This window comes from Protofrankia coriariae, assembly GCF_001017755.1.
GTDB lineage: Bacteria > Actinomycetota > Actinomycetes > Frankiales > Frankiaceae > Protofrankia > Protofrankia coriariae.
Map to the genome: position 1 here is coordinate 3,893 of NZ_JWIO01000019.1, position 20,238 is coordinate 24,130.

19 protein-coding genes, 1 tRNA gene and 1 pseudogene are annotated in these 20,238 nt (G+C 69.7%); 12 read left to right on the plus strand and 9 right to left on the minus strand.

Annotation, left to right across the window (positions count from 1 at the left end; all coding sequences use genetic code 11):
- Nucleotides 1–113: 113 nt before the first annotated feature.
- Entirely contained in the window at nucleotides 114–1,028 is a 915-nt protein-coding gene (locus FrCorBMG51_RS13230) for a TerB family tellurite resistance protein (protein WP_047223428.1), read from the plus strand.
- A 300-nt stretch (nucleotides 1,029–1,328) separates the two neighbouring features.
- On the plus strand, nucleotides 1,329–1,955 hold the full coding sequence (locus FrCorBMG51_RS13235; RefSeq protein WP_235433551.1) for an NUDIX domain-containing protein: 627 nt from the start codon (nucleotides 1,329–1,331) through the stop codon (nucleotides 1,953–1,955).
- Between the two features lie 158 nt (nucleotides 1,956–2,113).
- Here the strand turns inward: FrCorBMG51_RS13235 and FrCorBMG51_RS13240 are convergent, their stop codons facing one another.
- The gene (locus FrCorBMG51_RS13240) at nucleotides 2,114–2,608 is read right to left on the minus strand and encodes a glutathione peroxidase (RefSeq protein ID WP_047223390.1); all 495 of its coding nucleotides are present in this window, start codon (nucleotides 2,606–2,608) and stop codon (nucleotides 2,114–2,116) included.
- 534 nt (nucleotides 2,609–3,142) lie between these two features.
- Here FrCorBMG51_RS13240 and FrCorBMG51_RS33845 point away from each other — a divergent pair.
- Both FrCorBMG51_RS33845 and FrCorBMG51_RS31260 read left to right on the plus strand, forming a co-directional pair.
- Nucleotides 3,143–3,559: pseudogene (locus FrCorBMG51_RS33845) on the plus strand (lysylphosphatidylglycerol synthase domain-containing protein); the annotation flags it as partial.
- 40 nt (nucleotides 3,560–3,599) lie between these two features.
- Nucleotides 3,600–4,052 carry a lysylphosphatidylglycerol synthase domain-containing protein gene (locus FrCorBMG51_RS31260; protein ID WP_052914645.1) on the plus strand — a complete coding sequence of 151 codons (453 nt, stop codon included), beginning with the start codon at nucleotides 3,600–3,602 and terminating at the stop codon, nucleotides 4,050–4,052.
- Nucleotides 4,053–4,152: 100 nt separating this feature from the next.
- On the opposite strand, the gene FrCorBMG51_RS13250 is transcribed toward FrCorBMG51_RS31260, so the two are convergent.
- From FrCorBMG51_RS13250 to FrCorBMG51_RS13260, 3 genes are all read right to left on the minus strand, one after another.
- Entirely contained in the window at nucleotides 4,153–5,610 is a 1,458-nt protein-coding gene (locus FrCorBMG51_RS13250) for a catalase (protein WP_047223391.1), read from the minus strand.
- Between the two features lie 193 nt (nucleotides 5,611–5,803).
- Nucleotides 5,804–6,388, minus strand: coding sequence for a Fur family transcriptional regulator (locus FrCorBMG51_RS13255; protein ID WP_076843604.1), 585 nt, complete (start codon nucleotides 6,386–6,388; stop codon nucleotides 5,804–5,806).
- A gap of 573 nt (nucleotides 6,389–6,961) precedes the next feature.
- Nucleotides 6,962–7,351 (minus strand): DUF3618 domain-containing protein, encoded by a 390-nt coding sequence (locus FrCorBMG51_RS13260; protein ID WP_047223430.1) that lies wholly within the window; start codon nucleotides 7,349–7,351, stop codon nucleotides 6,962–6,964.
- 764 nt (nucleotides 7,352–8,115) lie between these two features.
- Between FrCorBMG51_RS13260 and FrCorBMG51_RS13265 the strand changes: the two genes are divergently transcribed.
- The 5 genes from FrCorBMG51_RS13265 (at nucleotide 8,116) to FrCorBMG51_RS13285 (ending at nucleotide 13,051) form a co-directional block, all read left to right on the plus strand.
- On the plus strand, nucleotides 8,116–8,907 hold the full coding sequence (locus tag FrCorBMG51_RS13265) for an SCO family protein (protein ID WP_235433553.1): 792 nt from the start codon (nucleotides 8,116–8,118) through the stop codon (nucleotides 8,905–8,907).
- Between the two features lie 4 nt (nucleotides 8,908–8,911).
- Complete coding sequence (locus FrCorBMG51_RS33160; RefSeq protein ID WP_476742158.1) at nucleotides 8,912–10,528, plus strand: thioredoxin domain-containing protein; 1,617 nt, start codon at nucleotides 8,912–8,914, stop codon at nucleotides 10,526–10,528.
- A 20-nt stretch (nucleotides 10,529–10,548) separates the two neighbouring features.
- Nucleotides 10,549–11,676 carry a class I SAM-dependent methyltransferase gene (locus tag FrCorBMG51_RS25245; RefSeq protein WP_200902443.1) on the plus strand — a complete coding sequence of 376 codons (1,128 nt, stop codon included), beginning with the start codon at nucleotides 10,549–10,551 and terminating at the stop codon, nucleotides 11,674–11,676.
- 140 nt (nucleotides 11,677–11,816) lie between these two features.
- Nucleotides 11,817–12,308, plus strand: coding sequence for a thioredoxin-dependent thiol peroxidase (gene bcp, locus FrCorBMG51_RS13280; RefSeq protein WP_047223434.1), 492 nt, complete (start codon nucleotides 11,817–11,819; stop codon nucleotides 12,306–12,308).
- 536 nt (nucleotides 12,309–12,844) lie between these two features.
- Nucleotides 12,845–13,051, plus strand: a complete 207-nt coding sequence (locus FrCorBMG51_RS13285; RefSeq protein ID WP_047223435.1) for a type II toxin-antitoxin system HicB family antitoxin — start codon at nucleotides 12,845–12,847, stop codon at nucleotides 13,049–13,051.
- On the opposite strand, the gene FrCorBMG51_RS13290 is transcribed toward FrCorBMG51_RS13285, so the two are convergent.
- Nucleotides 13,032–13,466 carry a DUF3037 domain-containing protein gene (locus FrCorBMG51_RS13290; protein ID WP_200902444.1) on the minus strand — a complete coding sequence of 145 codons (435 nt, stop codon included), beginning with the start codon at nucleotides 13,464–13,466 and terminating at the stop codon, nucleotides 13,032–13,034. The two genes, FrCorBMG51_RS13285 and FrCorBMG51_RS13290, sit on opposite strands and share 20 nt — an antisense overlap.
- A complete protein-coding gene (locus tag FrCorBMG51_RS13295; protein WP_338052748.1) occupies nucleotides 13,459–14,481 on the minus strand; it encodes a HipA family kinase in 1,023 nt (340 codons plus the stop codon). Before FrCorBMG51_RS13295 ends, FrCorBMG51_RS13290 begins: the two co-directional genes overlap by 8 nt.
- A 220-nt stretch (nucleotides 14,482–14,701) precedes the next feature.
- Here FrCorBMG51_RS13295 and FrCorBMG51_RS13300 point away from each other — a divergent pair.
- Both FrCorBMG51_RS13300 and fxsT read left to right on the plus strand, forming a co-directional pair.
- Nucleotides 14,702–14,782, plus strand: a tRNA-Leu gene (locus FrCorBMG51_RS13300).
- Nucleotides 14,783–15,194: 412 nt separating this feature from the next.
- On the plus strand, nucleotides 15,195–17,933 hold the full coding sequence (gene fxsT / locus FrCorBMG51_RS25250) for an FxSxx-COOH system tetratricopeptide repeat protein (protein ID WP_157180492.1): 2,739 nt from the start codon (nucleotides 15,195–15,197) through the stop codon (nucleotides 17,931–17,933).
- 157 nt (nucleotides 17,934–18,090) lie between these two features.
- Here fxsT and FrCorBMG51_RS33850 read toward each other — a convergent pair whose 3' ends face one another.
- On the minus strand, nucleotides 18,091–18,564 hold the full coding sequence (locus FrCorBMG51_RS33850; RefSeq protein WP_371390677.1) for a transposase family protein: 474 nt from the start codon (nucleotides 18,562–18,564) through the stop codon (nucleotides 18,091–18,093).
- Between FrCorBMG51_RS33850 and FrCorBMG51_RS13315 the strand changes: the two genes are divergently transcribed.
- Nucleotides 18,563–18,907: a VOC family protein gene (locus tag FrCorBMG51_RS13315; RefSeq protein ID WP_047223393.1), complete on the plus strand. Its 345-nt coding sequence runs from the start codon at nucleotides 18,563–18,565 to the stop codon at nucleotides 18,905–18,907. The genes FrCorBMG51_RS33850 and FrCorBMG51_RS13315 overlap by 2 nt on opposite strands.
- A gap of 263 nt (nucleotides 18,908–19,170) precedes the next feature.
- Here the strand turns inward: FrCorBMG51_RS13315 and FrCorBMG51_RS13320 are convergent, their stop codons facing one another.
- Together FrCorBMG51_RS13320 and FrCorBMG51_RS13325 are read right to left on the minus strand one after the other, a co-directional pair.
- Complete coding sequence (locus tag FrCorBMG51_RS13320; RefSeq protein WP_047223394.1) at nucleotides 19,171–19,368, minus strand: hypothetical protein; 198 nt, start codon at nucleotides 19,366–19,368, stop codon at nucleotides 19,171–19,173.
- A gap of 178 nt (nucleotides 19,369–19,546) precedes the next feature.
- Complete coding sequence (locus FrCorBMG51_RS13325; protein WP_047223395.1) at nucleotides 19,547–20,101, minus strand: TIGR03668 family PPOX class F420-dependent oxidoreductase; 555 nt, start codon at nucleotides 20,099–20,101, stop codon at nucleotides 19,547–19,549.
- Between the last annotated feature and the right edge of the window lie 137 nt (nucleotides 20,102–20,238).

Here is a 20,238-nt window from a genome sequence, read left to right on the forward strand (position 1 = left end):
GGCGGCTTCCTGCCAATGGGCAACCACCCTGGGCAGGTGGATGATGTCATCGGGTCAGCAACAACTCGTCCGTAATGCCGCTGACAGCGGGAAACCGTCATCAGGGGGTCGACATGCCCGTTCCCACGGATGTCCGGCTGAACGTCCGGATCCTGCTCGACACCGGTGGCTACCTGGTCGCGCACTATCGGTCCGACGTGTCCGCCTACCTCCTGCCCGGCGGCGACGTCGAGCCCGCCGAGGGGATCGCCTCGGCCGCGGCCCGCTACGTCCACACCCTGACCGGTTCCCCGGCCGTCCCGACCGAGTTCGTCGGCTGCGTCGAGCACCACGGGCCGGACGCGGAGCACACGGTCACCGCACTGTTCGCCGCCGACCTGCCCGACGGTGCCGCCGCCCCGGTCACCCACGCGGGCGCCGCGCTCGTCCCGCTGGCCCTGGAGGACTTCAACGAACGGTCGCTGACACCCGCCGCCGTCTCGGTCGCGGTGGTCCGCTGGCTGGAGGACCACTGGCCGGTGTGGCAGGGGCTGCCGGTGCACGAGCCCGACGCGTGGTGGAACCATCTCAGCCAGTCCGTGCACGTGCTGCGGGCCCAACTGCACGCCCGGCGGCACGAGCTCGACGACGCCGCGTTCCGGGACGCCGCGGTCGCCATCTGCGCGCTCGTCGCCGCCGCCGACGGCACGATCGACGCGCGGGAGCGGGACGCCATGGCGCACATCGTCACCACCGACCGGACGCTCAGCGCCTTCCCGCCCAACGAGCTCGTCCACCTGTTCGACGCCCATGTGGACGCGCTGCGCGCGGACGCCGCCGGCGGCCGGGCCGCGGCGCTGCGCGAGATCGCCAAGGTGCGGGGCAACCGGGCGCGGGCCCGGTCGGTCGTGCAGTTCGGCGCGGTGATCGGACGCTCGGACGGCACGTTCGACCCCGCCGAGCGGGCCGTCGTTCAGGAAGCGATGGACATCCTCGGGCTCGACCCGTCCTCGCTGGCGGTCCAGCGGGTCAGGAGCACCCACGGATAGACCGCCTGGCCGCCGCCGCGGGAACCGGCAGCCAGGCCGAACCGGGGCCTGACACCGGAAAAAGGCCGAGCCGGGCGCTGTCCGCGGTGCCGTCCGGTGCTGTCAGACGCCGCCAGTACGCCGAAGGCCCGCCAGGAACCGGCCGCGGACACCTCGAAGACGCGACACCCACCGACCCAACATCCCCCGAGCAGCAACATCACCGAGCAGCAACATCACCGGAGCAGCCCCGAAGTACCCGAAGCAGCCGAATCAGCCGAACGTGGTCGATCCAGCCCGCCTTCACCCGTGAGGAAAGCCATGCTCAAGAACAACGACGCAACATCCCACCAGGCAGCCCGACCGTTACCGCGTCCCGGCAGGGACGCTTCCTGGGCCGCCGACCCGACGATCGCCGTGGACCCGACAGTCGCCGACCTGGAACGCCCTGCCGCCGCGGGCGGCCCGTACGGCCTGGGCGGCCCGGCCCACGACGCCATCCCGGTACTGAGCGCCCGCATGCTCTTCATCTCCGGTGAGCGGGTACTCATCGCCAACCGGCGCGGGCGGTCCTGGTTCTACCTGCCGGGCGGGAACGTGGAGCCCGGCGAGAGTGTGGAGGCGGCGCTGCGCCGCACGATCCGGGAGAAGGCCGGACTCGCGACCCACGCGCTGGACTTCGTCGGATGCGTGGAGCACACGTTCGTCGAATCCGGTCAGAGCTGGCACGAGATCAACGTCGTGTTCGCCGCGGCGCTGCCCGCGTTCGCACAGATCGGCAGCCGGGAGGAGGCGATCGACATCAGTTCGGTCTCGGTGTCCACGCTCCACACGTTCGAGTTCCGGCCGACGTACCTGCGGACGGCCATCCTGCGCTGGCTGCGCACTCACCGGCCGTCCTGGTACGGCCCGGACGGGCTCCCCCGGACGACCGCCGGACCGCACTGAGAAAGAGCCGGGCCGAGTGAGTAACCGCAACGCCCCCACGACCAGCACCGGACCGGAACCAGGGGCGGGGCGGGCCTGGCCGGAAGCAGAAACAGGACAGAGCCACAACCGGGAGCGGAGGCCGAGGCCAGGGACAGGGGCCAGGGCCGAAAGGGGAATCAGGCGGGCAGAACCGCCTCGATCGCCTGGCGCAGCGCCGGGTCGTGCGGCTCCGTGCGCGGGCCGAAGCGGGCGGCGACCCTGCCGTCCGACGCGACCACGAACTTCTCGAAGTTCCAGGCGATGTCGCCGGTCCGCCCCTCCGCGTCGGCGGCCTGGGTCAGCTCGGCGTACACCGGGTCACGGCCTTCGCCGTTGACCTCGATCTTCGCGCTCAGCGGGAACGTCACCCCGTAGGTCGTCGAGCAGAAGGTCGCGATCTCCTCCGCGGTGCCCGGCTCCTGCCTACCGAACTGGTTGCTCGGAAAACCGATCACGGTGAATCCGCGGCCGGCGAGCTCCTCGTGCAGTTTCTCCAGACCGGCGTACTGCGGGGTGAGGCCGCACCGGCTTGCCACGTTGACGACGAGCGCGGCACGCCCGTCCGCCAACGCACCAAAGGTCGTCTTCTCACCGGCAAGGGTCGTTACCGGTAGGTCACGCAGATCTGTCACGGTCCTGCCTTTCCTCGGATGCTGAAGGTTTCGCTGGGTTCTGTGATCCCGGTCACCCGGCGGCGGATTACCGGTGCACGTCATTTTCGGGCGACATGACGTACCTCTGCGTGCAAGCCGGCCGCCGCCGGTTCTGTTCCGTACCGGCATGAAACGGCCTCCTGGCCAATCGGTGCCATCCCTCGCCCGACGGGGCAGGTAGAAGAAGATCCCATCACAGGATGTACGTTGTTCAGCATCCGTTATGAATTCCGATCTACTGTTGGCGCCATGACGCCCAGCCGGGCAGCTACCGCGACGGCAGCCCCCGCAAGGGCGACGGTCGACGGCAGCGCCGTCGCCACCGCACAGCCAGCAGCTATCTCACCACGGCAGGTCACACGCCCGCCGCTGTCAGGCCTGCCTGATGAGCAGATGGTGAGCCCACTCGCACTTTCCGGAACGCTGCGCCCCCGTCTGCGGATGGGCTGGCTGCGCCATCCCTGGACGCTGGTCGTGGTCGCCCTCGCCGTTCCGACGGCCGTCATGCTGGTCATGCGGTTCCGGACGGAGGTCGGGGCGAGACTGTCGAGCGTCCCCGTGCCGACCTGGCCATGGCTGGTGGCGTGCGGGCTTGCCTCGTCCTGCTTCTTCCTGGCCAACGGTCTGGCCCTGCGGGCGGCCAGTGGGCTGCCCCTGCGGCTGCGCACGGCGGTGGCGGTGCAACTGGCCGCGGCGGCGGCCAACCGGGTGCTGCCGGCGGGCCTGGGCGCGATCGCCGTGAACATCCGCTATCTGGAACGTCAGAAGCTGACCTGCTCGGCCTGCCTGAGCGCGGTGGCCGCAGTCAAGATTGTTTTCGCCCTGGCCCACGTGGGCGGGATCGCGCTCACCGCCGCGCTGGTCGGCGGTTCGGGCACGCAGGACGCGGTGATCGCGCCCATCAGGTCGGTCACGGCGAGCGTCGGCTCCGGACCCGCCCTCGGCGGTGTCGCGCTGTGCCTGGTCGGCTGTGTCGTGGCCGGCCTGCACCCCCGCATCCGCGGCCGGCTCNNNCCCCCGCATCCGCGGCCGGCTCGGGCCGGCGCTGCGCGGCGCGGGCCAGCATCTGGCGCTGCTCGCACGCTCCCCCCGGCGCACCGCCGTGCTGCTGCTGTCGGCCGCTGCCACCAAGGTGACACAGATCGTGGCGCTGGCCACCTGCGTCTGGGCCTTCGGCGGCTCCGTATCGCTACTGTCGGTAGCGACCATCTATCTGGTGGGCGCGGTGGTGGCCGGCGCGGTACCCACCGCGGGCAACATCGGAGCGCTCGAGCCCGCCCTCGCCATCGGCCTCGCCGCCGCCGGCGGCGACGCCGTGTCCATGTTCGCGGCCGTCCTGGTGTACCGGCTGATCAGCTACTGGCTCCCCGTCCTCCCCGGCATCGCCGCCCTGACCGTCCTGCGCCGCCGCGGCATCCTGTAGACCGATGCCCGCGCAGCACGGCTCTGCCCGGGAGGGCCGCAGGCCGGGCCGTCGGATGAGGCCCGGCCTGCGAGTAGGAAACGCGTAGGAAAAGGGCTGGTCAGCCGGTGCCGAGGCCCTTGGCGACGCGGGCGCCGAGGTCCGGGTCGACCTGGCGCCAGTACTCGACCACCCGGCGCTGGACCTCCGACGTGACGTCCTGGGACGCGTGGCCGACGATGTTCGAGACCAGATGTTCCCGATCGGTATCGGACATCACGTCGCGGTACAGCGACCCGGCCTGGCCGAAGTCGTCGTCGTCGCGGCGCGGCGTGTACGCCGCCCGGACGAAGTCGCCGTCGGCCCGCCAGACCGCGTCCTCGCCGTACCGGGCCGTGTCCGCCCTGGGGCCGCCGTAGCTGTTCGGCGCGTACACCGGGTCGTGGGACGGCTGGTAGCGCATGGCGCCGTCCTTGTTGTAGGAGTGCACCGGCACCTTCGGGCGGTTGATCGGTAGCTGCAGGTAGTTCGGGCCGATCCGGTAACGATGCGTGTCCGGGTAGGAGAACAGCCGGCCGAGCAGCATCTTGTCCGGGCTCGCGCCGATGCCGGGCACCAGGTTCGCCGGCTCGAACGCCGCCTGCTCGACCTCGGCGAAGTAGTCCTCGGGGTTGCGGTCGAGGACCATCCGCCCGATCGTGATCGGCGGGTAGTCCCCGTGCGGCCAGACCTTGGTCAGGTCGAACGGGTTGAACCGGTAGGTGGCGGCGTCCGCGAACGGCATGATCTGTACCTCCAGCCGCCAGGCCGGATGGTCGCCCCGCTGGATCGACGACGCCAGGTCCCGGAGGTGGAAGTCCGGGTCCACGGAGACGACCGCCTTCGCCTCGGCGTCGGTGAAGTTGTCGATGCCCTGCTCGGTCTTGAAGTGGTATTTCACCCAGAACCGCTCGTGCGCCTCGTTCACCCACATGAACGTGTGGCTGCCGTAACCGTTCATGTTCCGCCAGCTGCGCGGCGTCCCGCGGTCGCTCATCAGGATGAGCACCTGATGGGCGGACTCGGGGGACAACGTCCAGAAATCCCACTGCATGTTGTTGTCGCGCAGGTGGGTGTCGGACCGCCGCTTCTGGGAGTGGATGAAGTCGGAGAACTTGCTCGGGTCCCGAACGAAGAAGATCGGCGTGTTGTTGCCGACCAGGTCGTAGTTGCCGTCCTCGGTGTAGAACTTGATGGCGAAACCACGCGGATCACGAACCGTGTCGGCGCTGCCGAGCTCACCCGCGACGGTGGAGAACCGGATGAACACGTCGGTGCGCCTGCCCACCTCGGAAAGAAAGGCCGCCTTCGTGTACGGGGTGACGTCCGCGGTCACCTCGAAATAGCCGTGCGCACCGCCGCCCTTGGCGTGAACGACCCGTTCCGGCACCCGTTCCCGGTTGAACTGGGCCATCTTCTGGATCAGGTAGTGATCCTGGAGCAGCAACGGACCGTTCGGGCCGACAGACAGGGAGTGTTCGTCGCTCGGTGCCGGGATACCCGCGTCGGTCGTGGTTACAGGTGGTCGAGAGTCAGTCATCAAAAACTCACTCCTGTTGTCTTCTGTCGTCGCGTCCCGACCGTCGGTGGGACGGGTCCCTGCCGACGGCCGGGCGGCTCGCGCCGGATTCGGACTCCCGGGGTCCTACCCGCCCGTGCCCGCCGGAAAGTCGACGGATGTCAGCTGTCGGTTCTCCCGGCGTGGCCGGGACATCAGCCGCGTGGCCGGGAGGTCAGCTCTCCCGCACGCTCGGAACGGCCCGCCGCGGCCGCGCCCCGGCAGGCGCACTGCCGTCGGCACCGGCGTCACCAGCGGTGCCAGCATCGGCGTTGGCCCTGGCATCGGCATTGACGTCGGCCCTGGCTCCGGAGCCGGCGCCGCCCCCAACGTCGGCGATGGCCCTGGCCTGGCAGTCGGCGCAGATCCCCCAGAAGGTCACCTCGGCCTCGTCGATGACGAAACCATGGTCGTCCGACGGCGACAGGCACGGCCGCGCGCCGATCACGCAGTCGACGTCGTAGACGGCCGTGCACACCCGGCAGACGAGATGGTGATGGTTGTCACCGACCCGCAGTTCGAACCGGGCCGGGTGGCCCGCCGGTTCGAACCGGCGCACCAGCCCGGCGGCGGCGAGCACGTCCAGGTTGTCGTACACGGCCTGCAGCGACAGCGAGCCGAGCCGGGCACGGGCGCCCTGAGCGATCGTCTCCACGCTCAGGTGCGCGCCTTCGGCCAGGGACGCGAGCACCGCCAGCCGAGGCGCGGTCACCCGCAGCCCGGCCGAGCGCAGTTGCCCGGCGGCATCCTCACTGTTCACACCGGCCAGCCTTCGCCGCTGTCTGGAACAAGTCAAGTCTACGAATGCGTCAAAGCCGGGTCCCCGAACTGGACGGGCATTCCGTCGCCCACCGGTCGCCGGCTGGGTACAAGCGGCGAAAATCTCGGGCAACGTGGGCGGCCGACCATCCATATATGAGATCCCACAAGCATGGACGGTACCGGTGAACAAAGCGGCGGGCGACGGCTCGTCGAAAGCACGGACGGCCGGAAACCCCCGGCCAGCAGGCACCACGACGACAGCGGGAAGCGCGGGAACTCGGGCGGGCCGGCAACCCGGACGGCGCGGGAGGACGCGCTCGGGGCGGGCGGACACGAAGCACAGCGGTCCGCACAGAACGGCCGGCACGGAGAACCGGCCCAGAACAGTCGGCACAGCACGGCTTCAGGCCCGCACTGGCCGTCACCCGGCCGGTACGGTCGCTATCGGCGGAATATTGCCAGAAACAGGCGGAAGTCCGCTTTTCTGGCACTGGATGGCATTACGGAACTACAGCATTACGTCATACGACAAGAGCGGGCCTGCCCGGCCCTCGCGGAATGCCGTAGAACGTCACAGAACGCGGGCGCGGCGGCGCCTGCGGCGGCGAACGCTGACGAACAGCACCAGCACGCCGCTCCCGACGGCGGCCACCCTGTCCCATCGGACGACGCGCTGCACGACCGGACCCGTGTCAAGCCCGGCGACCAGCTCACGCCTGTCGGCCGGCGTGCCGTAACCGTTGCCGGCGACGCTGGAGTCCGCGGTGATGGCGGGCGGGCCACCGAAGCCGCTCGTGATCATCTTCTGGCGCAGCTCGGCGACCCTGCCTCTGATCTGCTCGCCAGTCCGCTCCGCGACCCTTCTGGGGCTCACGATCTCGGCGATGGCGTCCAAGGTGACCGCGAGCTCGGCGCGGGTATTCTCGATCTGCTGCTGAATCGCAGCCGGGTCCTGCGGCACCGATGTCGCCCTTTCCTCCACGCGCGATGACTGCCTGGGTATATCTGTTGGATCTTCACCGGCGCTTCCTGAACGTACCACGTCGGCTTCGCCGGACCGGCAACGCTGTCGTCAGCAGCACGGCGTTGTGGTCAATGGCGTTGTCGTCGACCCGAACAGAACGCCACCGTCGAGACCTCCTCCACATCCCAGGATGGCCGTTCAGGCGTACCAGAATATCCACCGGAACATGCCGGATATAACATGAATCACACTATATGACGACCATGAGCGACGACATCGACGTCGGATGACGCCGGGATCTACGACAGGATCTGATGACAATCGTGCCAGAAGGGCCGCCCGGACGCGCGGCAAAACAGCGGTCGAGCGGCCGAGCTCACCCGCGCCGGGCCACCGTCCCCACGTCATCGGAGATCGTTGCCGAAGAAGCCGGTCGCGTACCTTCGTAGACGACTGTCCCGCGTCACCGAAGATCGCGACAGGGCTCGGCCGGGCAGCGGTCACGCCGGCAGGCACGGGCGGATGCCAGCGGATACCGGTGACTCGCGGGTGACTCACCGCCAGGAGCGCCCGCTCCCGGCGGGACCGGCACATGCGATTGTTCCACTGATGGCCCACTGTTCCACTGATGGCCCACGGTGATGGCCCACGGCCCGGGCGTCCGACACGGCCGGAGGTGGAACCGAGCCGTAGGGCTTATCCGTCAGTCCACACAAGGAGCCGTCCGGCGGTAAGGGTACGGATCGAGGAGCGAGGCCCGGGTGCGTACATCGCAAGATGCAGGAGAAGCCGTCAGCGAAGCTGTCGGCGAAGCTGTCGGCGACGACGCCGACAGTACGGCGGGTGCCCGCCCTGGTACCGATCCGCCTGGCCGAGGATCCGGCGGGGGCCGTCCGCGTCCTCCTGCCCGCCGCCGCCTGTTCGCGGTACCGCTGGTGATGGCGTTCGCGCTCCTCCTGGCCGGGTGTGCGTCCGGTACCGAGTCCGCGGTCACGATCGTGGACGACTCCGGGGCAACCAACGAGCTGCGTGGCACGGCGCTCGCGCAACCGGTCGACAAACCCGCGCTGAACCTGGTCGACACCGCCGGCGCCCCGTTCGACCTGCGTTCCCGGACAGCAGGGAAGGTCACCCTGCTGTTCTTCGGCTACACCAACTGCCCGGACGTCTGCCCGACGACGATGGCCGACATCGCGGCGGCCCTCGACACGGTGCCGGCATCCGTCCGGTCGCGGATCGCCACGGTGTTCGTCACCACCGACCCCGAGCGGGACACCGGCGAGGTGCTCAGCCGCTGGCTGAACCAGTTCGACCCGTCCTTCATCGGTGTGCGGGGCACCCTGGCACAGATACGCGCGCAGGCGGACGCGCTCGGCATCCCGCTGGAGGATCCGGTACGTCAGCCCAACGGGATCTTCACCGTCACGCATGGCACACAGGTCATGGCCTTCACCACGGACGACCGGGCCAGGGTCGTCTACCTGGCGGGCACCCAGGTCGCCGACTACGCCCATGACCTCCCGATCCTGGTCAATACCGGAAAGACCACATGAAACAATGACGAATCAGCGGACAACGGCCGGAAGGACGATCGCCGGGGCCGCTGCGGCCAGCTCACGGGTACCGCTGGTGCTGGCCACCGTCTCCACGCTTCTACGCCTCGGGCTGGCGGGGCTCTGGCTCGCCGCCGGCCTGGTCAAGATCGGCGACCCGCAGGGGATGGTGCGGTCGGTCCGGGCCTTCCGCATCCTGCCCGAGGCGCTCGTGCACCCGTTCGCCTACGCCGTCCCGTTCGTGGAGATCGCGCTCGGCCTGCTGCTGCTCGTCGGGCTGGCGGTGCGGGTGAGCGCCGCCGTCTCCACGCTGCTGCTCGCCGTCTACATCGCGGCGATCGCCTCGGCCGCCGCGCGGGGCCTGCGCATCGACTGCGGCTGCTTCTCCACCGGCGGGGACCTCACCGCCNCGCCGGCGCGCCCACCCACTACACCGGGGAGATCATCCGGGACGGTCTGCTGCTCGCCGCGAGCGTCCTGGTGGTCTGCCTGCCAGCCGGTGCGCTCACCGTCGACCGCCTCCTCGAACGAGGCACGCGCCCACCGGCCGTCGAGGGGCCGCAGACAGTGCGTCCATGATCGAAATATGCCGCCGCAGGCCCATGTCATCGAGCCGTCGCAGGACTTCGGAGAGCTGATGAGTACCGCGTCCAGAAAGAGCAGGAAGAACCGGTCAGGCGGGAAGCGGAGCGGAAACCCGGCCGGGAGGCCGGCCGGCGCGCGGTCGGCCTCCCGGCCGGGTGGCTCCGCCGCGCAGCAGCCCGGGCCCACCCAGGACGACACAGGGCGGGACGAGGCCCAGGACGACACGAGGCAGGCCGGAAACGACGTCCGCCGGAACCGGAACGACACCCGGCGGGAGGACCCCCGGCTGGAGAAGTCCCCGCGGGACGATCGCCGGCGGGAGAAGGCGGCCCAGGCCCGGGCAGCCGAAGCCGCCCGCGCGCGGCGGCGGCAACGGGCCATCGTCGGATCGGTGGTCGTGGCCCTGCTCGCGGTGGCCGCGCTGATCGGCGTCGCCGTCCAGAGCAACCGGACGGAATCCGCGCCGGTGGTGCTGCCGGTGACCGCGACCGGCACCGACAACGGAATCGTCGTCGGCCGGGCGGACGCCCCCGTCACCGTGGACTTCTACGAGGACTTCCAGTGCCCGATCTGCCAGGAGCTGGAGAGCACGCTCGGCCCGAACATCCAGCAAATGATCAGCGACGGACGGATCAGGGCCGTCTATCACATGATGTCCTTCCTCGGGCCGGAGTCCGTCCGGGCGGCGAACGCCGCCGCGGCCGCCGCGCAGGAAGGAAAATTCAAGGAGTACCATGACATTCTCTACGCCAACCAGCCGCCCGAGCACAGCGGCGGATATCAGAACGACGCGCTGACGGCATTCGGCGCCAGGGTGGGCCTGACATCCCCCGCGTTCGTCGAGGCGGTGCGTAACGGCACCTACAACGGCTATGTCGCGAAAGTCGAGGACGACGCGTCCAAACGCGGTGTGACCGGCACCCCGACCGTGCTCGTCAACGGCCGGCAACTGTCCCCGCAGGCTCTGACCCCTCAGGGCTTCACCGCCGCGGTGACCAGCGCCGCCGCCGCTCCCGCACCGGCAGCCACCGGCTGACCGATCCTCGGGTGGCCACGATGCGGCAGATCGTGGCCACCCGAGGTGAGATAGCGACTATGAATGCCGCCCAGTGGGACCGCCGGCATGCCGGTACCGGCCTGCTGTGGACCGCCGAGCCGAACCAGGTCGTGATCGAACATCTCGCCGGGCTCACCCCGGGACGCGCCCTGGACCTCGCCTGCGGCGAGGGCCGCAACGCCGTCTGGCTCGCCACCCAGGGCTGGCGGGTCACCGGCGTGGACTTCTCCCAGGTCGCGATCCGCAAGGCACGTGAGCTCTCCCGCCGCTTCGACGTGACACCGGAGTGGATCCACGCCGACGTCATGGTCTGGACGCCGCGACCGGCGTCCTACGAGCTGGTCACCATCTGCTACCTACACCTGGAGCCCGAGCAGCGGCGGGACGTGCTGCGCTGCGCGGTCGACGCGATCGTCCCGGGCGGGACGCTGCTGGTCATCGGACACGACCGGGCGAACCTGCGGCACGAGAACGTCACCCCCGCCGACCCCGAGCTCCTGTTCGACGCCGACGAGCTGCTGACGGAGCTGGCCGCCGGCCCGCCCCTGCGGATCAGCCGGGCCGGCCGCGTCCGCAGCCCGCTGCGGACCGACGATCGCGGACACCCGGCGGTCGACACCCTGCTGGTGGGGCGTCGGCCCGGCCCGGTGTCCACCCATCCGGCGCTCGTCGAGCCGGCGGCGGGGGCGGCGGGCGCGAGCGCGAACGGTTCTGCCGCGCACGCCCTGTCACTGTCGGTGGGCGGCTTCATCGTCGTCCACCGGATGCCGACGGTGGCGGAGCTGCGCCGGCTGCGTACCGCCGGCGGTCTGCCCGACCCCGGCCCCGAGGCGGCGGAGGACGCCATCGACGGCAGCCTCGCCGGCCTGTGCGTGGAGGCCGCGGACGAGCCGGGCCGGGCGGTGGGCTGCGGCCGGATCGTCGGGGACGGCCGGACCTTCCTGGTCATCATGGACGTCGTGATCGACCCGATGGTGTACGCCGACGCAGACGCCGACGCGGACGTCGACCTGGCCATTCTGATCATAAACGAGCTGCGCAGATGGGCCGCCGGCCAGGTGGATCCGGCCGCGTTCGTGGGTGTGGCCACGCTCGCGGGCGTCGAGCCGCTGGGCAGCCCGCCCTGACAGCCTGCCCTGCGGCCCTCCCCGCCGCGACCAGCTGGCCGGGCAGCGACGCCAGGGGACAACGTGCGAAAAAGGCACACCGGGTTGGTTTCGGAGGGGTGGGGTTTGCGGTGCCGGACCCGTCCAGCTACCTTCCGGCCATGACCGAGACCGCCGCTGCTGCCCGTCTCACCTCCGGTGACAGCGCCCCCGACTTCACCCTCCCCGACGCTGACGGCAACGAGGTGTCGCTGTCGTCCTACCGGGGACGACGGGTCGTCGTGTACTTCTACCCGGCCGCCTCCACGCCCGGGTGCACCAAGCAGGCCTGTGACTTCCGGGACAGTCTCGCGCTGCTGAACGACGCCGGCATCGACGTGCTCGGGATCTCCCCCGACAAGCCGGCGAAACTCGTGAAGTTCCACGACAACGAGAAACTGACCTTCCCGCTGCTGTCGGATCCGGACCGGGCCGTGCTCGCCGCCTACGGCGCATACGGTGAGAAGACGCTCTACGGCAAGAAGACCGTGGGCGTGATCCGCTCGACCTTCGTCCTGGACGCCGACGGCAGGATCGAGAAGGCGCTCTACAACGTCAAGGCGACCGGCCACGTCGCCAAAATCATCCGCGACCTCGGCCTGTCGTCCATCTGACCAGCCACCCCGCCGGTGCGGTGACCACCCAACCCGCGTCAGCCTCGGCCAGCGGCATGATCGTTGTAATTTCAGCGCTGTTCCCACAGCATCAGAATCACAACGATCATGCTGCGCGCACCCGGCCGACGTCGATGATCGCTGTGGTGGCGGGGCAGCCGAAACCGGGACATGCCTGCTCATCACCGGTCTTCAGGTATCTTTGCCGGCCGCGAGCAGAACAACGGCCCCGTGACAGTCGCCAAAGTGACATGGCGCACGTGCCGTAGGCCCCTTCACACACGGCAGCCGGTCAGGCAGCCTGGGTATGGGAAACCTCGGGTGCGCCGGAGCAGGCTGTGGCAGGCGGCGTACGGCGCATCCGATCCGACGACGGTCCGGGCCGTGGGTGGCCCCGGCCGTCCCGGGATACCTGTCGACGTGACCGCGATCAACGGGCGGGACCGCGGTCACCGATGACAGCCCCGCCCCACCGGGTGCCACCCGACCGGGCGAGCCCACGTCCACCGGGAACCGGCAAACGTATTCTGATTGCCATGAGCCGCGCGGTGCACATCCCCTACACGGTGGAACAGGACGAGGACGGCGTCTGGTGCGCCCACGCCTACGTCGGCCGCGTTGGGTGCAACGGCAACGGAGACACCCGCGAAGAGGCCCTGGCAGATCTTCGGGACTCCGTCGTCATGGTCCTCGAAGACGACGGCGCCCCCGAAGAGATCACCATCATGCTCGACGTCGCCTGAGCGGACGCATGCCACCAACATTGTCTGGTGGGCCGGGGGGATCGACCAGCAGGCTCATCAGACGCTCCAGTTCGGCGGCCGGATCGTGGGTGAGGCCGCTGTGTACGGGTGAGGTCTGGACGGTTGTGCTGCGCGGCGATGTCAGCCAGCGGAACCGTTCACCGGCTGACAGCGACCCTGGCGCGCCCGCCTGCGCGCCGCCGGCACAGACCCGTCGCAGCGCGTCCAGGTGGGCCGCGATGACGGTACGGTCCACATAGGGGTCGAGCGCGGTGAGCCGGTCGACGTCCAGCGCGTACCTGGACGCCAGATAACCGGCCCGCTGGCACCACAGCACGACACCGACGTTGACGTATTCGCCGCGCTCGACCCGGGGCACGACCCGGATGACCGCGTACTCGAACAGATCAGCCACGGCTGTCCCCGGCCCTGTCGTCCCCGGCTCTGCCATCCGCTGTCCTACCGTCCCCGGCTGTGTTGTCCGTGGCCCTGTCGTCCGCGGAACGGCGCCCATCCTCACAGCCATTGCTCCCATGGTCGCCGTCCCTGTGGCGGCCGGGGGCTGGCGGGCTGGTGGTGGGAGCGTGAGCGGGCCGTGACGGTAGCCGGCGTCGGAGCCACTCCGGCGGTCCCGTCCCACGATCCGCCGACCGGGTTGGACGGTCCGTTGCCAGCATCGCGGTGACCCACGGGCGGCTGCCGCTGACCCGGGTGTGCAGCCAGTCGACATAGCGCGCGGCATCAGCGTCGGCATTGGCGTCGATGCCGAACCAGGCGTCGGGCACCAGCGCAAGCACGTCGCGCAACAGCTCCTCGGTCACCGCGGGGGCAAGAGCCGCGTCGGCGGCCGGCAGACTGACCGCCAGCTCCCCGGCGGCCGGAAGCAGGACATGCTGGTTCCACTGGGGCAGGGCACGGTCGAGCGTGCCCTTCGCCCGCGTCCAGTCGTGGTGCGGGTAGAGCGCGGCGCCATGGTCGATCAGCCACAGCCGGCCACCCCACAGCAGCAGGTTCGGGTTCCGCCAGGATCGGTCGACGTTGAGGACGAGCGCGTCCAGCCACAGGACGCGGGCTGCGAGGCCGGCGTCCACCGTGAACGCCAGCGGATCGTAGGTGATCGAGCCCGGCAGGTAGTCCATCCCGAGGTTCGCTCCGGGGCTCGCGCGCAGCAGCTCCTGGATCTCCTGGTCGGGCTCGACCCGGCCGAGCTCGGGATCGACGTCGATGACGACCAGTTCCGGCACGGCGAAGCCGAGGGCGCGGGCCAGCTCCCCGGCAACGACCTCGGCGAGCAGCGCCTTGACCCCCTGACCGGCGCCGTGGAACTTCACGACCCAGGTCCCGAGATCGTCGGCCTCCATGAGACCGGGCAGGCTCCCGCCCTCACGCAGCGGCGTCGCATACCGGGTGGCGGTCACATTCCGAAGCACACCCGCCAGTCTTCCACCCGGCCGTCCACCTGCCGTGACGCGAACCAGGGCCCGATCTGATGGATCACCACCGCCTTCCGCGCCCTCGCCCGCACCGTCCAGCCCATGGGCTGAGCTGGGCGGCTGGACGGTTCGTGGCCAGCGATCGCTACCCTGTAGCTGGCGGTACGTGATACCTGCGGCACCTACCTTGTGGTACGCCGTACCTGGCAGCACGTGCGCGGGAGTGGCGGAATGGCAGACGCAGCAGACTTAGGATCTGCCGCCTTCGGGCGTGGGGGTTCAAGTCCCCCCTCCCGCACACAGCATCTCCGGCAGGCGCTTGCACGCATCGACGATCGGTAGCGAGCCTCGCCGATTGATCCGTGTGGAATACGTCGTGGCGTATGGGCCGGTGACTCAGCAACGCCCCGTCCGTGAACACGGCGGCAGCCTGACCAGAAGAGTCACGTGGAGCGGCTCCCCAGCGAGTCGTTCCGGGTCGCGGTTTTCGCCGGCTATAACCCGGCGGCCGGCAAGCCGATCCAGCTCCAGGAGACGACCAGGCGGGCAGCCGACGTCGAGGCCATCCGCTATTGCCGGGTCGTCCTCACCGCCCGCCGAGCTACTGGCACCCGGGAAGTGGGCGGGCCTCTCGGGTGCCAGCCCGTTCGGCTGTCCGGTACGCGTCTGGGTTGCGACGGTTCGTGGCTACTGTGGCAGGCTATGCGGCTATGGGCACAGGGGTCCCGACGTCAGGCGGCGGCGCTGTGCAGGGCCTGGCGAGGTCGCCATTGTCGGGGGTGGATTTCTTCGTCTCCTACACCAGAGCCGATCAGGGGTGGGCGGAGTGGATCGCCTGGGTGTTGGAGGACGCCGGCTACCGGGTGCGGATCCAGGCCTGGGACTTCTCCGCAGGTAGTCATTTCGTCACCGAGATGCATCAGGCGGCACAGGTCGCGGCTCGCACGATCGCTGTGCTGTCGACGGCCTACCTGTCCTCGGCGTTCACGGAGGCGGAGTGGCAGGCCGCATGGGCCGCCGACCCGTCCGGGCGGGCGCGCAAGCTGCTGGTGTTCCGGGTGGAGGAGTGTGATCGGCCGGGGCTGCTGGGTCAGCTGGTCAGCGTGGACCTGTTCGGCCTCGACCGGGACATCGCGGCCGGGCGGCTGGTGACCGCAGCACGTGGGGAGCGGAGTAAGCCGGCGGTGGAGCCGATCTTTCCCGGCGGGCCCGCCCAACCGACGGTCACCGCGACGGGGATGGAGCCGATGTTCCCCGGGCGGCTGCCCGATGTGTGGAACGTGCCGAGTCGCAACCGGCATTTCACCGGCCGCCAGTCCCAACTCGACCGGATCCGTACCGAACTGGAGTCGGGGCCGGTGGCGGTGACCGCCCTGCACGGCATGGGCGGGGTGGGCAAGAGCCAGTTGGCCGTCGAGTACGCCCATCGGCATGCCGCCGAATACACACTGGTCTGGTGGATCGACGCGGAACAGACTCTCCTGGTCGGCGAGAAGTTCGCCGCGCTCGCGGGCCCGCTGGGTCTGTCGACCGATGGAGTGGTATCCGACATCGCGGCCGTCGTGCTCGCCGCCCTGGGCCGTCGGGTGGGATGGCTGGTGGTGTTCGACAACGCCGAGGATCCCGTCACCTTGCGGGACTGGCTGCCGAGCGGACCGGGCCATGTGCTGATCACATCCCGGAATCCAGGCTGGGAGGCACTCGCCGCCGGGGTCGACGTGGATGTGTTTGAACGGGCTGAGGCGGTGGCGTTCCTGACCCGCCGTCTTCCCGGCCTGGACGCGGCAGTAGCCGACGCGCTGGCCGCCGAGTTGGGTGATCTGCCCCTGGCGTTGGCGCAGGCCGCCGGCTACCTCACCACGACCCGGATGGATCCCGCCGGTTACCTTACGAAGTTCCGTACCCGGCGTACGACGCTGCTGGGCAAGGGGGGCGATCCCTTCTATGCCGGCACCATCGCCACCGCATGGTCCATGGCGCTGGAACGGCTGCAGGCCGACACCCCGGCCACCGTGCAGCTGCTGACACTGTGTGCGCTGCTGGCTCCCGAACCGATCCCGTTGGCCCTGTTCGATGACCATCCCGATCTTCTCGACGGCCCGTTGGCGCAGGCGTGCACCGGTACCCATCCCCGGCTCGACCTCGACGATGTGGTCGGTGACGCGCTGGCCTACTCCCTGGCCCGCCGTAGCGGGGACACGGTTCAGCTGCACCGCCTCGTCGGGGCGGTCATCGCCGGTCAGCTGCCCGAAGAACGTCGCGACGTCCTGCGCGGCGTGGTGGCGGCCTTGGTGGAGGCCGCGCTGCCGGATGAACCCCACCGGTCCAGGACGTGGCCTGCCTACGCCATGCTGGCTCCCCACGCACGTACCGTGTTCAGTCCGGACCGTCCCGGCGTCCTGAAACTCCTCGAGTATCTCGACGCCAGTGGCGACTACCGGACGGCGAAAATCGTGCAGGAGGACGTCCACAACGACACCGTGAGACGGCTGGGCGCCGAACATCCTGCCGCTCTGCGTACGCGTGCCGCCGTCGCCAACTGGACCGGGAAGGCCGGGGATCCGGGGGGCGCGCGCGACATGCTCGCGGCGCTGCTGCCCGTCTGCAGCAGGGCCCTAGGCGCTGACGACCTGCGGACTCTGCTGGTCGCGGCCCGTCTCGCGGACTGGACCGGGCAGGCCGGCGACTGGCCCGGCGCGCGCGACCTGTGCCTGTCCATCCTGCCCCGGTGGCGACGCGTCGCGGGTGAGGATGATCCGGACACCCTGTATGTCTGGGCGAATCTCGGGTTCTGGACCGGGCAGGCTGGCGATGTGGCGGGCGCGTGCACTCACTACGCCGCGTTTCTGCCGATCAGGGAACGGGTTCTGGGATCGGAACACCCAGATGTTCTCGAATCCCGTGATCAGTATGCCCGTTGGATCGGGGAGGCTGGGGACCCCGTGGCCGCGCGCGACATGTGCTCGGCACTGCTCACCGTCCACGAGCGGGTGTCCGGCGCGGAGCATCACGGCACGCTGTGGGTCCGCACCAACCTCGCCTGGTGGACCGGCAAGGCGGGTGACCCTGCCGCCGCCCGCGATCAGTACGCACAGTTACTACCGATCCGTGAGCGGGTCTCGGGTCCTGAGCATCCCGCAACCTTGGTCGCCCGGGGTAACTTCGCCTATTGGGTGGGTCAGGCGGGAGACCCCGCGATGGCCCGCGACCAGTACGCTGTCCTGCTCCTGATCCACCAGCGGGTCCTCGGCCCCAACCATCCGGACACGTTGCTCGACCAGCGCAACCTCGCCCACTGGACCGGTGAGGCGGGGGATCCCGCGGGTGCCCGGGACCAGTTCGCCGCGGTATTGGCGCTGTTCGAACAGGCGTTGGGACCCGAGCACCGCGAGACCGTGGCCGCCCGCACCGAGCTCGCCGTCTGGACGGCCCGCTGCCAGCCGTCGTGAGGGGCCACGACGGCCACAAGCCCGCCTTCCCCCGATGTCGCACGTGAAAGACTGCCACGTCCTGTTATCCCAGCGGTATACGAGGTTCAGCGGGGCGACCGGAATACGGCCGGAAGCCGCCACGGCGATTATCCGGCAGGCTGTCGGTCGTCGGTGATCAGGTGGTCGAGGACATGCCACGCCGTCCTGGTTCCGGTTCTGAGCGAAGAGCACCACCACCCAGACAGCACTCGACCGAGTACCCGTCGACCTCGGCTCTTACCTGCGGGTGGAGACGGAGCTGCTCGGCGATGCCCTCGATGCGCATGGCAGTCTGATCGTGCTGGCGACCAGGCCGGTCGGCTCCGGACCACAAGATGCGGCCCTGGCCGTCGCTGATGGTGGTGGTCTTGATGGTGTTCTGCTTCCTCCTGCCGGAGACGAACGCCCTGTGTCCCGGGCGGTGGGTCACCGGACGGCGCCCCTGCAGCTCGGTGCCGTCGATCCGCAGGGTCCCCCCTCGGCGTCGGCGAAGATATCCGCCAGCGTGCGCAGCCGCACCTCGGGCCGACGTCACAGTCCACCCACCCCGTGCGATCCTCCTCAAGTCACGCCCTGCGACGCGTCGCGGTCCTCCTACGCTGACACCCATGCGTGCACGTCTTGACCAGATCGTCGTGGACTGCTGCGATCCCAGGTCGCTGGTCTGTTTCTGGGCTGGGCTGCTCGGCGGCGAGCCGGTCGACCGCGCCCTGGGCTGGTCGCACGTCGAGCCTCCCGGCTTCGTCCGCTTGGCCTTTCAGCCGGTCCCCGAGGAGAAGGGGGTGAAGAACCGGCTCCACCTCGACATCGAGGTCGACGAGATCGCCCCCGCCGTCACCGAAGCAGAACGTCTGGGTGCGGTCAGGGTTGGCAAGACCGTCACGACCCAGCTGGGCTCCTACCAGGTCACGATCGATTCGGAAGGCAACGAGTTCTGCCTCTTCTGCGACTGACTGCCCGACACCCCTCTATCGCGCACCAGGTCGTAAGGGCTGTCGCACGGTCCTGGTGAAGCACCGAGCGCGGACCTGCCGCGGTGAAGAGGCGTCACATCATGGCAACGACGTGCAGTGGCCCGGCGTAGTGGGTCACGGACATCTCTCGGGCCGAAGCCGCCGTCCGGCCCACTCCTCGACCGGGAGTCTGCTCCACTTCTCAGCCAGGATCCGAATGGCTGCGCGGTCCGACCCTCCGGCGGGATCCGGATGGCTGGTGGTCAGTCCTCGACCGGTTGGAGCAGTTCCGCGTCGGCCCAGCGGCTGCCGCGACCGGACAGCGGCTCGATCAGCACCTGGGTACGGCCGTAGGCCACCCGCGTGTCGCGCACGGTCACCCCGACCAGCATCTTGCCGGTGCCGGGTACGAGCCACAGCAGATCGCTGCCGACCAGGCCGCGCGCATCCTCGAGATTCATCCCGTGACCTCCAGGTCCGATACGGACGGCCAGCTCGGCGTGGGCCTACCAACGGATGCCGACTATCGGAAAGATCGGCGCGTACTTGTCGTTGTGTACGCTATTTCGGCCGAAAAGCGTACACAACGACAAACTTGCGCCGATCATGCTCCACACGAGCGGACGCGGGCTGTGGCCGTCACGGGGCTGGGCTGTAGGACCAGCCGGACCAGTGGTGGACGTCGATCAGGATGACCGGGCCGGTTGGTCGATGCCGCTGGTACTGGTGGTACTTCGCCGCCAGCCGGTCGATCGCGCCATGCCAGACGGCACTCTCCCCCACCGAGGCGTTCCCGACGGTTCCAGCACAGGCGGGTTCTCCGGTGACTGTTCCGACGATGCGGGCGGGTCCGGCGGCAGTCCTGGCGGTGCGGGCGGGCTCGGGTGCGGTGGCGGGGGGTTCGGCGGGGATGACGCGGGCGAGGCCGTCGGCGCGGGCCCACCACAGGGTCCGCCAGTCCTCGTCGTAGTGGTCGGCGATCAGGGCGACCCGCGGGTTGGCCGCGATGTTGGCCAGGCGCCTGAGGGCCGTCGACCGTTTGGGCTTGTGATCCACCGCGGTGACGATCGCGTTGTCCTGGAGCGCGAAGGTCACCGGCACCAGGTGTGGCTGCCCGGCCGCGTCCACGGTGGCGAGCCGGGCGACCCTGGCGGCGGCGAACCGGCGGCGTGCCTCACCGGCGTCCAGGTTCACCGGTATCTGACCGAGCCCGGGTTCATCGTGGCTCCGGGTTCATCGTGGCTCCGGTGCGTCTTGAATCCTGGGTTTGTCCTGGATCCGGCTTCGTCCGGGCAGGGTGCACCGCGAGCCCCGACTCCTTCACGTTCAGA